Source organism: Nocardia africana NBRC 100379, from assembly GCF_001612635.1.
Classification (GTDB): domain Bacteria; phylum Actinomycetota; class Actinomycetes; order Mycobacteriales; family Mycobacteriaceae; genus Nocardia; species Nocardia africana.
On the sequence record NZ_BDAV01000017.1, the window covers coordinates 134,184 to 148,168 of the forward strand.

Consider the following 13,985-nt stretch of genomic DNA (forward strand, 5'->3'; position numbering starts at 1 on the left):
CTCGGTTCGGTCTGCGCTTCGCTCGGTCCTCCCGCAATCATGGGCGCGGTGACAACGGTGCTCAGTAGGATTGCCGAGACCTGACAGTGCGGGTGCGTGGACGAAAGTGGACGACCGGATGGTGCGTACCGGGCTGGTGTCGGAGCTGACCAGCTATGTCGGCCGGCGCGGCGAGTCCGCGGATGTCCGGCGATTGCTCGGGTCGGCGCGCCTGGTCTCGCTGACCGGGCCGGGCGGGGTGGGCAAGACACGGCTGGCGTTCCGGGTCGCCTCGGACACCGCACGCGCGTATCGCGACGGGGTGTACTTCGTCGAACTGGCCGAGCTGCGCGAGCCCGCGCTGCTGGCCGACGTCGTCGCCGATCGGCTCGATCTTCAGCTCCGCTCCGACCAGCCGGCGATCGACCGCGTGCTGGATTATCTGCGCGAGCGCGAGGTCCTGCTCGTGCTGGACAACTGCGAGCACGTCCTCGGCGCGTGCGCGGAGTTCGTCGCGGCGCTGCTCACCCAGTGCGGCAGGGTCACGGTTCTGACGACGAGCAGGCAATCGCTGGCGGTTCCCGGGGAGAGGACGTTCCGGGTGCCGCCGCTGCCGATACCACCGGATACCGCCGAACCGTCGGAACTGCTGCGGTGCGACAGCAGCCGCCTGTTCGCCGACCGGGCCGCCGCCGCGCAGACCGATTTCGACATCACCCCGCACAACGCCGCGGACGTGGCACGCCTGTGCCGGCAGTTGGAGGGAGTGCCGCTGGCGATCGAGTTGGCCGCGGCGCGCATGCGTTCGCTGCCGCTGCACCAGATCTGCCGGCGCCTGGACCGGAGGCTGACGCTGCTGACCACCGGTTCGCCCATCTCGCCCGAACGACAGCAGACCCTGCGCGCCACGATCGTGTGGAGTTACGAGTTGTGTTCGCGCGCCGAACAACTCGTCTGGTGCCGGGCGTCGGTGTTCACCGGCTCGTTCGATCTCGAGGCCGCGGAATTCGTCTGCGGCGGTGACGGAGTCGATCCCGCCGCCGTGCTCGACGTGATCGACGCGCTGGTCGACAAGTCCGTGCTGGAGCGAGACGGCACCGACGACGCCCGGTACCGGATGCTGGAGACGCTGCGGGAATTCGGGCAGGAAGAACTCCACCCGGCTGCCGAGAACGACCGGATCGCCCGCAGACATCGCGACTGGTTCGACCGGCTGACGGCGCGGGCGGATGCCGAGTGGATCGGTCCCGCGCAGTCGTCGTGGGTGTGGCGGTTGCGGCGCGACCACGCGAATCTCCGTGCTGCACTGGAGTATTCGCTCACCGAGCCCGGCGAGGCCGATATCGCCCTGCCGATGGCGCAGCGGATCGTCGAATACTGGACGTTGCGGGGCGCGAACCGCGAGGCGCGTACCCGGCTCGACCGCGCCCTGGCCGCCACCTCGCCGGACCATCCCGCTCGCGCCTACGGCCTGGCAACCAGCGCCCAGTTCTCGGTATGGCTGTCGGATATCCCCGGGACGCTCACCAGGCTGGACGAGGCCGACAAGATCGCCGCGGACCGCGGCGATCGGGTGGCCGCCGCGGTGTGCGATGTGGTGCGCGCGCAAGTGGCGAAGATCCGCCTCGAGGACCGGCTCTCGGCCGAACTGGCCGGCGCGGCGGTGCCGGTTTTCCGCGCCCACGGCGATCGGCGCAACGAACTGCGCGCCCGGCTGCACCACGGGATCGCCAACACTGCGACCTCTCCCGCGGAAGGTCTTCGCCTCCTGCGGGATATGACGGCGCGCAGTGACGAACTGGGCGACACCTACTACCGCGATATGGCGCTGTTCGGTATCGCCATGATCGAGGTGATGTCCGGCAGCCTGGATGCCGCCGAAGCCGCCGGCCGTACCGCGCTGGCCTCGACTCGGTTGCGCGACAGCCGTTTCGGCGACGCCTACCATCTCGAGACGCTGGCCTGGTGTGCGGCCCGGCGCGGCGAATCCGAACGGGCGGCGACACTCTTCGGTGCCGCGGCGACAGCGTGGGACCTGCTGGGCGCCGACCCGGCGGCGATCATGCCGCGGCCGCACGGCAGATTCCGGGAGCTGGCCGCCACCGCGCTGGGCGCCGACGCATTCGACAGCGCCCATGCCGGCGGGCGAGCCTTGCCCCGCGAGCGGGCGCGTCGATACGCCCTGCGTGAAGAGGCCGAGGAGTCCGCGGCCCGGGAGCCGCAGTCACCGCTGACGGCGCGGGAACTGCAAGTCGCCCGGCTGGTCGCCCAGGGGCTGACCAACCGGGAGATCGCCGTCCGACTGGTCATCGCCCCACGCACCGCCGATACCCACGTTCGCCACATCCTCACCAAGCTCGGCTTCGGCAAACGCGCGCAGATCGCCGCGTGGATGGCCGCCCGAGCACACCCGTAAGGCGCGATATACGTCGTTTCGCCGATGTGGGCGAACCCGCACGGCGTGCACGCTGGCACTCCCGGCAGATGGGAGTGAGCCGATGTCCGAACCGACCACCGACCACCCGGTCCGACGGCTGCGGGGCGCCCTCGCCGTCGCGGACCGTCCGGCTGCGGCCGCACCTGCGGACGCTCGCGACACAGCGCGGGCGATGATCGGCCGGCTCCTCACGCGCGTCGCGGCAGACGCGACGCGGGCCGGCGATGCCGAGCGGGACTGTCTGCGGCTCGCGATCGAGATCCTGCGCGCGCCCTCTCCCCATGCCTGCACCGCGCGACTCGAGGACGCCGCGCGGACCTGGGCACGCGACGGGATGTCGCTCGACGTCGTGAACGCTCTGCACGCCGCGGTGCAGGAGGTGCTGAACCGGATCGGCCAGGGCGATGCGACATCGGCCCACCGGCACTACGACGTCGTTGTCGCCGCCGCCACGGTGGTCGGGGATCTGTTGGACACCATGAGCACCACGATCATCGGTGCCTGCGTGCGGCAGTTCGACCGACCCGAAGACGGCCACGAGGCGGCGCTCTCGGCTCTGTTGGAGGGACGACCGGTGTCCGAGATCGCGGCTCGGTACGGCGTGACGATCGCCGAGCGCTATCGAGTCCTCGCGCTGGCAACGCGGCCGGAGCGGCACTGCGACGACGACGTCATCGGCAAAGAGCTTCGGGTGCAACGACTTCGGCACGCACTGGCGGAACGGACCGGCGGCGCGACGCTGTCGACGTTGTCCGCGACCGGCGGCACGGTTCTGCTTCCGGCAACGGAGGTGGCCGCCACCGGTGTCGAACACCTGGTCGCCGAAATCGGCCGGGCGGCACGCCTGTCGATCTCGGCCACGGTGGTGGAGACATCCATCACCGCTATCGCCGACGCGACCGAGCGGGCGCACGAACTGCTGGACATCGTGCAGCGGCTGGAGCTGCCCTGCGGGCTGTACGGATTCGACGAGCTCGCACTGGAATACCAGCTCACCCGCCCCGGACCGGCGCTGGCGCACCTGCGAGCTCTGCTCGCACCGCTCGACGGACACCCCGAACTGCTGGCGACGTTGCGCTGCCATATCGCCGCCGGCCTCAACCGGCGCCGCACCGGGAAGACGCTCAACCTGCACCCCAACACCGTCGACTACCGGCTGCGACGCATCGCCGAACTCACCGGCTTCCACGCGCACCGCTATCCGGACCTGTGGTACCTGCGGTCCGCGCTGGTCGTGCACAGCGTCCGGCCGCACCGAGACTGAGACACCGCCGGCGCCGCCACTGTACGAGCGACTGCTCGGTAGTTGCGGCCCCCTGTGCAGGCTTCCAGCGATGCCGGAGGGTCTTGGTGACAATCACGGAGACCGTCTCCTCGGCTCTCTCGACCTCGCTCGCGGTTCTAGCGTCTGACCAGCACGGTACCGCTCGGGTATCGGGTCGATCAGCAGAGGAGACTTGCAGATGGCATTGTTCGACAGAAAGAGGCCGCGCCACGTGCGCGAGATAGCTGCGGCCTCCGCGGGCGCGTCGATCGCCGCGACATTCGCGGTGGCCGGGATCTCGGCGGCCACCCCCGCGGCAGCGCAGACGGCGTGCACCGATGTCGACGTCGTCGTCGCTCGCGGCACCGGCGAACCGCTCGGTGCCGATCCCGGTCTCGGTGCGGTCGTCGGCAATCCGGTGTATCACGCACTCGCACAGCGCTTGTCGAGTTCGCACAGCGCCTATCGCGTCGAGTACCCGGCCGGCCTGGTCGAACCGTGGTCGGTGCAGCAGGGCAATCGCGACCTGGTGAACCATGTGACCGACGCGGCGAAGGCCTGCCCGAACCAGCGCTTCGTCCTGGTCGGTTACTCACAAGGCGCGAACGTGGTCGACAATTCGATGGGCATCAGCAGCGTGGGCGCGAAGGTCGGCGGGCCGATCGTCGCCACCCTGCCCGCGTCGGTGGCACCGAAGATCGCCGCGATTCTCTTGTTCGGCAACCCTATTCGCGGCATCGGCCACAGTGTCACCGGCCGGTACGCGGATCGCACCTACGACACCTGCACCGCGAACGACCCGGTCTGCGACCCGAAGGGCACGAGCTGGCACGTGCACACGACCAGCTACACCGCCAAAGCGGGCGAGGCGGCGGACTTCGCCGTCGCTCATCTGTGAGGTCTCATCCGGACAGACCACCACCCGCCCAACCGCATTCCGTGCGGTTCGGCGGGTGGGTGAGGGGCCGGGGTCAGATGCCGATCACACTGCGCATCTGACCGAACCAGTCCACGACCATGTTCACGACCTGAGACAAATCACCGATAATCATCGGGTTCCTCCTTTCGATGACATTTGCGGACTGCGCTTTTCGTCATACCCGGGAGGTCCGGGAATTAACATCTTCTGTTCGCCCCGGTCGGCCCGGGTTTCACGCCGCTTCGGAAACGTTTGCATGGCAAACTGTTTCGAACAGTCCGCCGCTACCACCGGTACTCACGAAAGCCGGCGCGCAGGTCGTCGACGATGAGGTCCGGTTCCTCCATGGCGGCGAAATGACCGCCGCGCTCGAACACGGTCCAGCGCACGATGTTGTGATTGCGTTCGGCGATCCGGAGCACCGGAACGCCGAGGTCGTGGGGCATGACCGCCACCGCAGTCGGTACGTCGGTGTCGGGTTCGGGCATCCCCCAGGTGGCGGCGCCTTCGTAGTAGTAGCGCGCCGAGGAACCCGCGGTGCCGTTGAGCCAGTAGATCATGACGTTGGTCAGCATCGCGTCGCGATCGACGGCGTCCTCGGGCGCGTCGGTCGAGTCGGTCCAATCCTTGAATCGTTCGACGATCCATGCCAATTGGCCCACCGGAGAATCGGTGAGCGCATAGGACAGGGTTTGCGGTCGCGTCGCCTGCAGCATCGCATAGGCGCCCAGTTCGTCTCGGGCGCGGCGAGCCAGCTCGACGGCACGTTGCTCGGCCGGATCGCCCGGGTCGGCGGTCTCGGCGGTGACCGTGGCGGACGCGATCATCGTCAGACGCATCGCTACCAGGTGATCGGCGTCGAGGACCGCCAGGTGGCGGGTGATCGCCGCGCCGGTGTCCTCGCCGTGGGCGGCGTAGCGGTCGTAGCCCAGCCGGCGCATCAGCTCCGCCCACGCCCGCGCCACCCGTGTCGTCGACCAGCCGACCGCGGGCCCGGACATCCCGAATCCCGGAACGGTCGGCACCACGACATGGAACGCGTCTTCCGCGGCGCCGCCGTGCGCGACCGGATCGGTCAGCGGGCCGATCAGCTCGAGGAATTCCACGATCGAGCCCGGCCAGCCGTGCGTGAGCACCAGCGGCAGAGCATCTGGTTCGGCCGAGCGGAGGTGAATGAAATGCACTGTGTGGCCGTCGATATCGGTGCGGAATTGCGGGAACGCGTTGAGGCGCGCCTCCTGCTCGCGCCAGTCGTAGCCGGTGCGCCAGTACTCGGCCAGTTCCCGGGTGTAGCCGAGCGGGATGCCTTGCCGCCACCCTGCCCCGGGGTCCGCATCGGGCCAGCGGGTCGCGTCCAAGCGGCGGTGCAGGTCGTCGAGTTGCTCGCGCGGAATATCGATGCGGAAGGGGCTGATCTCGGTGCTCATGGGAATCACACTAGGAAGCAGTTAGGACAGTTGCGGCCCTAGCTTTCGAGGCAGAATACAACGCATGTCGGATACGTCGGCCCGCCTGCTCGACCTTCTGTCGCTGCTGCAGACTCCTCGCCGGTGGAGCGGCGCCGAACTGGCCGAACGCCTGCGGGTCGATATCCGCACCGTCCGCCGCGACATCGGCAAACTGCGCGATCTGGGCTATCCGGTCCACGCGGTGGCGGGAGCCGCGGGATATCGATTGGGCGCGGGAGCCAGACTGCCCCCGTTGCTGCTGGGCGACGACGAAGCGGTCGCGGTCGTACTCGGGCTGCGCACCGCCGCCGGCGGCACCATCGCCGGCATCGAGGAGAGTTCGGTGCGCGCGCTGGCGAAAGTGGAGCAGATCCTGCCGTCGCGACTGCGCCACCGAGTGTCGGCACTGCAGGCCGCCACCATCAGCATGCCCACCGGGACACCGGCCGTGGACCCGGACGTGTTGACCGCGATCGCCGCCGCCATCCGCGACCACGAGCAGCTTCGGTTCGACTACCGCACCCACCCCGGCACCGAGATCCGCCGGACAGCCGAACCTCATCGGCTCGTGCACACCGGTCGGCACTGGTATCTCGTCGGCTGGGATGTCGACCGAAACGAGTGGCGCACGTACCGGGTGGACCGCCTGTGGCCCCGCATACCCAACGGGCCCCGGTTCACCCCGCGCGAGGCACCCGAGGTGGATCTGGGCCGTTTCGTCTCGCACGGGGTCAGCACCGCCGCCTACCGCTACCGCGCGCGCATCACCCTCCATGTTGCGGCGGCCGCGGCCGTCGATCGGATTCCACCGACCGTCGGCGTCATCGAAGCCGTCGACGACGAACACTGCGTCCTACACACCGGATCGAACTCGCTCGACGAATTGGCCGTCTACATCGGGCTTTTCGGCTTCGGATTCCGAGTGCACGAACCACCCGAACTCGTGGACCACCTGCGCGCCCTCGCCCACCGCCTCACCGCCGCCCTCCCGCCCGAGGACGGCTAGCCGAGCCGGCGCCGCGGCGGCGACACTGGACGGTATGCGTCTGAATCAGGTCACCGTCGGCAGCACGGACCTCGAGCGATCCGAGCGCTTCTACCGGCTGCTCGGCCTGCGCCTGATCGTCAAGACCGACCACTATCTGCGGTTCGAATGTCCCGCGGGTGAGAGCACCTTTTCGGTCGACCGCGTCGACGCCGTATCGGGCGGTGAGGAGGTCACCCTCTATTTCGAGACCGACGACCTCGACGGCGAGTACCGGCGTCTGTCCGACGCCGGCATCGCCGTCGACCGGGCGCCCGCCGATATGCCTTGGCTGTGGCGCGAAGCACGGTTGCGGGACCCCGACGGCCACCGGCTGTGCCTGTTCCACGCCGCCGACAACAGGCGCAATCCGCCGTGGCGGCTGGCCGACTGACCGGCGGGCGCGAACAGCTCGACACTTTCCTTGCTTGCTAAACTCTGCAATCAAGAGCGACGGCGCAGGCCGAGGGGCCGCGGACCCGAGGGAGTGATGTGCGTGCCCGGACTGAGCAGGCCCCTCTATCAGATGAAAGCGGAGTTCTTCAAAACGCTGGGACATCCGATCCGGATTCGCGTCCTCGAACTGCTCAGCGAGCGCGAGCACGCGGTCTCGGAGATGCTGGCCGAGATCGGTATCGAACCGGCGAATCTGTCGCAGCAGCTCGCGATTCTGCGCCGAGCGGGCTTGGTCGTGGCCAGGCGGGAGGGCTTGTCGGTCACCTACGAGCTCACCTCCCCGCAGGTCGCCGAACTGCTGGCGGTCGCGCGGGCGATCCTGACCGGCGTGGTCGCGGGCCAAGCGGAGGCACTCGAAGAGCCCGCCTGAGGAGCCGGCGGTAGCGGCCGGAACCCGCGGCACCGGGGGGCCGGGCGCCACCACTGCTTGCAGGTTTTCTAAACTAACTACATTGCAGCTTTATCAAGGAGGCAGCTCGTGTCCGACAGTTCACGTGTCATCGCACGCCTCGACGAGGTTCCGGTGGCCCCCGAGAGCGTTCTGGCGTGGATCGCCGAGGTGGCCGAACTGACGGCACCCGAGCACATCGTCCTGTGCGACGGCTCCCGCGCGGAGTGGGATCGGCTGACCGCACGATTGGTCGAGAAGGGAACGTTCGTTCCGCTGACCGGCAAGCCGAACTCGTTCTGGTGTGTCTCCGATCCCGAGGACGTGGCGCGGGTGGAGGATCGCACGTTCATCTGCTCCGAACGCGAGACCGACGCCGGCCCGACCAACAACTGGGTCGACCCGGTGGACATGCGGGCGGTGATGACCGAGCATTATCGCGGCGCGATGGCCGGACGGACGATGTATGTCATCGCGTTCTGCATGGGGCCGTTGGACGCTGAGGATCCGAAATACGGTGTGCAGATCACCGATTCGGAGTATGTCGCGGTGTCGATGCAGATCATGACGCGATCCGGCGCCGCCGTGTGGGAAAAGCTCACGGCCGGAACGGACTTCGTCGCATGCCTGCATTCGGTCGGCGCACCGCTGGGCGCCGGCGAGCCGGATGCGGCGTGGCCGTGCGACACCACCAAGTACATCTCGCACTTCCCCGAGCGGCGCGAGATCTGGAGCTACGGATCCGGCTACGGCGGTAACGCCCTGCTGGGCAAGAAGTGCTTCGCCTTGCGCATCGCCTCGGTGCTCGGCCGCGACGAAGGATGGCTGGCCGAGCACATGCTGATCCTGAAACTGACCTCCCCGCAAGGGAACACGCACTACATCGCCGCGGCGTTCCCGTCGTCGTGCGGCAAGACGAACCTCGCCATGCTCGAACCCGCACTCGACGGCTGGACCGCCGAGACGGTCGGCGACGACATCGCGTGGCTGCGCTTCGGCGCCGACGGCCGGCTCTACGCGGTCAATCCCGAGGCCGGATTCTTCGGTGTCGCCCCCGGCACCGGCGCCACGACCAACCCCAACGCGATCACCACCATCGCGAAGGGCAATTCGATCTTCACCAACACCGCCCGCACCGACGACGGGGACGTGTGGTGGGAGGGGTTGACCGCCGACCCGCCCGCCCATCTCGTCGACTGGCACGGCGAGGAGTGGACACCCGCATCGGGAACGCCTGCCGCGCATCCGAACTCGCGGTACTGCACGCCGATTCGCCAGTGCCCGTCGGTGGCTCCGGAATGGGACGATCCGGCCGGCGTGCCGATTTCGGCGATCTTCTTCGGCGGCCGTCGCGCCACCACCGTCCCGCTGGTCGCCGAATCCTTCGACTGGGCCCACGGGGTGTTCACCGCGTCGGTGCTGTCGTCGGAAACGACCGCCGCCGCGGCCGGGACGGTCGGCGTCGTCCGGCGCGATCCGATGGCGATGTTGCCGTTCCTCGGCTATCACGTCGGTGACTACTTCGCCCACTGGCTGCGGCTCGGCGCCGCGGCCGACCCGGCGAAACTGCCGAAGATCTTCCAGGTCAACTGGTTTCGCCGTGGTCCGGAAGGCGAATTCCTGTGGCCCGGCTTCGGCGACAACGTGCGCGTGCTGAAGTGGGCGCTGGACCGTCTCGACGGCACCTCCGAGGCGGTCGAGACGCCGATCGGCTACGTGCCGCCGGTCGAGGCCCTCGATCTCACCGGTCTCGACGACGCGCAGCGCGCGCGGACGGCGGCATCGCTCGCGGTCGACATCGACGAGTGGGTGGCCGAGGTAGCCGACATCGACCACTGGTACGCCAGGATCGGCGGCAATCGCCTGCCCGACCCGTTGCGGGAACAGCTCGCCGCGCTGAAACTACGTCTGGCAGCGCGGTTGTGAACATCGCAGCACTGCTCCCCCGCTGGTCGGATTGGCGTGCGGCCGTCCGCGCCCCGGGCCCGGATCTGCTGTCGGGGCTGATCGTCGCCCTGGTGGCGTTGCCGCTGGCACTGGGTTTCGGCATCAGCTCCGGACTCGGCGCCGCGGCCGGACTGACCACCGCGGTCGTCGCGGGCATCGTGGCCGCGATATTCGGCGGCTCCCGTTTCCAGGTGTCGGGACCTACCGGCGCGATGACCGTCGTGCTGGTTCCGATCGTCCACCAGCACGGCGGGGGCGGGGTGCTGGCCGTGGGCCTGATGGCCGGCATCGTGCTGGTGGCGCTCGCGGTCGCCGGGGCCGGGCGTGCGGTGCGGTACATGCCGGCCCCGGTGATCGAGGGCTTCACCGCCGGCATCGCCGTGGTGATCGCCTTGCAGCAGTTCCCCAACGCTCTCGGCATCGCGCACGCGCACGGGGACAAGGTCTGGCAGTCGGCCTATGATGCTGTGCGACAATATATTTCGCAACCACATCTCGCGCCGGTCGTGATCGCCACAGCGGTGGCCGCGGTGATGCTCGCCGGCGGGCGGTTCCTGCCGAAGCTGCCCTTCGCGCTGCTGGCCGTCGCCGGCGCGACCGTCGTGGTCGCGGTCTTCGACATTCACACCGCGGCCATCGGCGCCCTCCCGTCCGGTCTCAGTGCCCCCACCCTGGACTTTCTCGACTGGGGCAGCCTCGGGTCGCTGGTGGCGCCGGCGCTGGCGGTCGCCGCACTGGGCGCACTCGAATCACTGCTGTCGGCGACCGCCGCGGACGCCATGGCCGTCGGCACTCGCCACGATCCCGACCGCGAACTGTTCGGACAGGGCCTGGCCAATATCGCCGCACCGCTGTTCGGCGGGGTGCCGGCGACCGGTGCGATCGCGCGCACCGCGGTCAATGTCCGCTCCGGCGCCCGCACCCGGCTGGCCGCGCTGACCCACGCGGTGGTGCTGGCCGCGATCATCTACCTGGCCGCACCACTGGTCGCCGATATCCCGGTCGCGGCGCTGGCCGGTGTGCTGCTGGCCACGACGGTCCGCATGGTGGAAACCGCGTCGCTGACCGCCATCGCGCGGGCCTCACGCGGCGACGCGCTCATCATGGCCGCGACATTCCTGGTCACGGTCGCCATGGACCTGGTGACCGCGGTCGGGGTCGGCGTCGCGATCGCCGTCGTCCTGGCCCTGCGGTCGGTGGCGAAAGAGGCGCGGTTGCATCAGGTTCCGCTCGACGAAACCGACCATCTCAGCGAGGAACACCGCCTGTTGCACGACCGCATCGTCGCCTACCGCATCGACGGGCCGCTGTTCTTCGCCGCCGCGCACCGCTTCCTGCTGGAGCTGACCGAGGTCGCCGACGTTCACGTGGTGGTGCTGCGCATGTCGCATGTCACCGCACTCGACACCACGGGCGCACTGGTCCTGAGGGATGCCATCGCGAAACTGCAGCACCGCCACATCACGGTGCTGATGTCGGGCCTGCGCGACGAGCACCGGCGCCGGCTCGCGGCGCTCGGCGCCCTGCCCGCGGGCGGCGAGACGCAGATCTTCGAGCAGACGCCCGACGCCCTCGCGTATGCGCGCCACGTAACCGCGAACGAAACCTACCGGCGCCGCGGCGATCTCGCCCGGCCTCGGTAGCGCGCACAGCATCACCCGCTGTGAGTGGCGAGAGGCCGGGCAAACCGACCGACGGCGAGGACACGTCCTTCACAGGATCGATCCCGCAGATCCACGACACGCGGCCGAGGCAATGGGCGACCGGTGCGGCAGCGACGCCTTCGACGCGCCGATGCGGTGGCGGCCGACCGCGCGCCGGCCGGACCGAGTCCCCGAGACGCGGTCCGGCCGGCGCGTGAGGTCAGACTCTGTGCGGATCCCACGTGGCGATCGCCCAGATCACCACGATGTCGAGGGCGATGACGAGGACCGACCACCACGGATAGTGCGGCAGCCACAGGAAATTGGCGATGATCGACAAACCCAGTAGCGCGATCGCCAACATCTGCCCCCAGGTGGACCGGGTGAACAACCCGGCGGCGGCCGCCACCATGAGGATGCCGAGGATCAGATGGATCCATCCCCATCCACTGATGTCGAACTTGTAGATGTAGTCCGGCCCGGAGACGTAGACGTCGTCCTTCACGATGGCCGAAATGCCCTGCAGGATGGACACGACCCCGGTGACGGCCAACAGGGCCGCCGCGGCCAGCGAGGTGCCCGCCGCTACCGCATGGCGGGTGTCGGATCGCCCGTTGCGTGTTCCGTGTTCCGTAGCCGTCACGACGGCTCACCCCTTTTCGTGAACCTCGCCGGCGGATCCGCCGGCGCGTACCGACATGCGTCGGTTCTGGTGGGTTGTGACATGCGGCCCTGCGCTGCCTCCTGACCAGCCGCCGCGGCGGATGATGGTCCCGGTTCGCTCATCGACCTGGTACATCGCTCGATGGACGAATTCGGCGAGCCAACCGGGCATCTAACGATTCGTCGCGGAAAACGCCGCGGATAATCCCGAACCGGTGGACCGGTCGATCGACCCCGAAACGTAACCGAATTGCCGGTTCCGGCGTCACCCGGCAGTCGACGAGTGCTCCGGACCGGCAGTGGTTTCCGGCCCGGCAGTGGTTTCCGGCCCGGCAGTGGTCTCCGGCCCGGCAGTGGTCTCCGGTGCTGCGGGCCGGGCGAGAATTTCGATGACCAGCAGCAGCACGCCCGCGACCAGCACGATGCCGATCACGACCAGGCCGGTCGCGTAGGGCCACAACACCAAGACGAGCACAGCGCCGGCCAGTACCGCGAGGCGCAGCGGTGTCCGATAGTGCGCGACGAACGTCTCGACCACGTTGGGCGGGCGCCGACGCCGGCCGCGGGCGGCGACCATGAGCCGCCCGAAACCGGAACGCACCGACTGCGCCGAGTGGGACGAGCCGGCCAGATATCCCACCGCGGCCACGACCAGGCTCACGACCGCGACCGCGCGCAGCGATACCCGCAGCGGGTGGATCACGGTGTCGAACAGTGCGCTGGCGGCCGGTGGTGACAAGGCATCGGGCGGAACGGAATCGAGGTAGATGCTGCGAGCGATCACGACCCCGATGGCCAGCAGCACCATCGCGACCGCGCCGGCGACCCCGACCAGCGCGAGGGTCCGCAGCCGCCGCCCGCGGGGAGCCAGCCACACCGCGCCCGCTGCGGTGGCCAATGCCACCCACGGCAGGATGTTCGCCGACCGATCGAGCGTGCGCATCCACGACTGGTACTTGGGCAGCTCGGTCGCGTGGAAGAGGACGAATTGCGCGTCTACGTCCGGGATCCGGTCGGCGAGGCTGACTCCGCGGGCATCCAGGCGCTCGCGCACCGTTGCCAGGATCGGCTTCAGCGAGATGCTCACGGTGCCGTCGTCGCTGACCTCGATCCCAGGCCGGGTCTCCCCCTTGACCACGTGGACCAGCGCGTCGTGCGCGCGGCGGTTGGCGGTATTCCATGCCTCGACGAATTGATCGCTGGTCACCACCGCCGTCGCGGCCTGGTGGATGTAGTTCTCGGCCTGGTCGGCCACCAGCGCGGGCAGGCTGTTGAGCGCCGCGACCGCACGGGGACGATCCGACAATTGCCCGACATTCTGAGTGAGCGCGTTGACCGCGTCGGTCGTGTACGCCTTGATGTCGACGCGAGTGACGATCGCATCGGTGATCTTGTCGGCCAATTCCTTCTGGATCGCCGGATCGGTCGCCAGCGGTGCGACGGTCGTGACGTAGCGGTCGGTGTCGAAGATCTGGCTGCGCACGAACCGCGTCGTCACCGATCCGATGATCAGTAGCCCGGTCAGGACCAGCAGCAGCACGACGCCGGTCCAGCGCCAGATGTGCCGGCGGGAGGGATGCGGTGGATGCGCCGCGACATAGGCGCGCAACCGCTCGAGTTCGGCGCGGTCGTCGGCGGACAGTGCCGCACTCGACTCCGATGGGCGGGCATCTCGATCATCGGCGGACATGACGGCTCACACCCTTCCGGGCCGATCGACACGGCCCAGAACTGATTCGGCGCCACCGCCTTCGACGGAACACCGCATCCGCCGCCGTCCCCGGATCGATCCCACACCGTGACCGGTTGTTGCCCGC

At 69.0% G+C, this 13,985-nt stretch carries 10 protein-coding genes and 1 pseudogene; 8 read left to right on the plus strand and 3 right to left on the minus strand.

The genetic code is table 11. The features are described from left to right. Positions 1–118 precede the first annotated feature (118 nt). The 3 genes from NA3_RS29005 (at position 119) to NA3_RS29015 (ending at position 4,578) form a co-directional block, all read left to right on the plus strand. Positions 119–2,395 (plus strand): ATP-binding protein, encoded by a 2,277-nt coding sequence (locus NA3_RS29005; RefSeq protein WP_062967118.1) that lies wholly within the window; start codon positions 119–121, stop codon positions 2,393–2,395. Between the two features lie 82 nt (positions 2,396–2,477). Then, positions 2,478–3,680 (plus strand): PucR family transcriptional regulator, encoded by a 1,203-nt coding sequence (locus NA3_RS29010; protein ID WP_062966983.1) that lies wholly within the window; start codon positions 2,478–2,480, stop codon positions 3,678–3,680. A 199-nt stretch (positions 3,681–3,879) separates the two neighbouring features. Further along, positions 3,880–4,578, plus strand: a complete 699-nt coding sequence (locus NA3_RS29015; protein WP_084491963.1) for a cutinase family protein — start codon at positions 3,880–3,882, stop codon at positions 4,576–4,578. A gap of 305 nt (positions 4,579–4,883) precedes the next feature. Here the strand turns inward: NA3_RS29015 and NA3_RS29020 are convergent, their stop codons facing one another. After that, a complete protein-coding gene (locus NA3_RS29020) occupies positions 4,884–6,026 on the minus strand; it encodes an epoxide hydrolase family protein (protein WP_062966985.1) in 1,143 nt (380 codons plus the stop codon). A gap of 64 nt (positions 6,027–6,090) precedes the next feature. Between NA3_RS29020 and NA3_RS29025 the strand changes: the two genes are divergently transcribed. The 5 genes and pseudogenes from NA3_RS29025 (at position 6,091) to NA3_RS29045 (ending at position 11,505) form a co-directional block, all read left to right on the plus strand. Further along, the gene (locus NA3_RS29025; RefSeq protein WP_062966987.1) at positions 6,091–7,053 is read left to right on the plus strand and encodes a helix-turn-helix transcriptional regulator; all 963 of its coding nucleotides are present in this window, start codon (positions 6,091–6,093) and stop codon (positions 7,051–7,053) included. 34 nt (positions 7,054–7,087) lie between these two features. Further along, positions 7,088–7,465 (plus strand): VOC family protein, encoded by a 378-nt coding sequence (locus NA3_RS29030; protein ID WP_062966989.1) that lies wholly within the window; start codon positions 7,088–7,090, stop codon positions 7,463–7,465. A gap of 96 nt (positions 7,466–7,561) precedes the next feature. Continuing rightward, positions 7,562–7,925, plus strand: a pseudogene (locus tag NA3_RS29035) (ArsR/SmtB family transcription factor); the annotation flags it as partial. 80 nt (positions 7,926–8,005) lie between these two features. Next, positions 8,006–9,841 carry a phosphoenolpyruvate carboxykinase (GTP) gene (locus NA3_RS29040; RefSeq protein WP_062966993.1) on the plus strand — a complete coding sequence of 612 codons (1,836 nt, stop codon included), beginning with the start codon at positions 8,006–8,008 and terminating at the stop codon, positions 9,839–9,841. Beyond that, positions 9,838–11,505, plus strand: coding sequence for a SulP family inorganic anion transporter (locus NA3_RS29045; protein ID WP_227995287.1), 1,668 nt, complete (start codon positions 9,838–9,840; stop codon positions 11,503–11,505). The genes NA3_RS29040 and NA3_RS29045 overlap by 4 nt, the downstream gene beginning before the upstream one ends. 220 nt (positions 11,506–11,725) lie before the next feature. Here NA3_RS29045 and NA3_RS29050 read toward each other — a convergent pair whose 3' ends face one another. Continuing rightward, entirely contained in the window at positions 11,726–12,148 is a 423-nt protein-coding gene (locus NA3_RS29050) for a DUF7144 family membrane protein (protein ID WP_062966995.1), read from the minus strand. Between the two features lie 285 nt (positions 12,149–12,433). Then, positions 12,434–13,858 (minus strand): hypothetical protein, encoded by a 1,425-nt coding sequence (locus NA3_RS29060; protein WP_063917804.1) that lies wholly within the window; start codon positions 13,856–13,858, stop codon positions 12,434–12,436. Positions 13,859–13,985 lie beyond the last annotated feature (127 nt).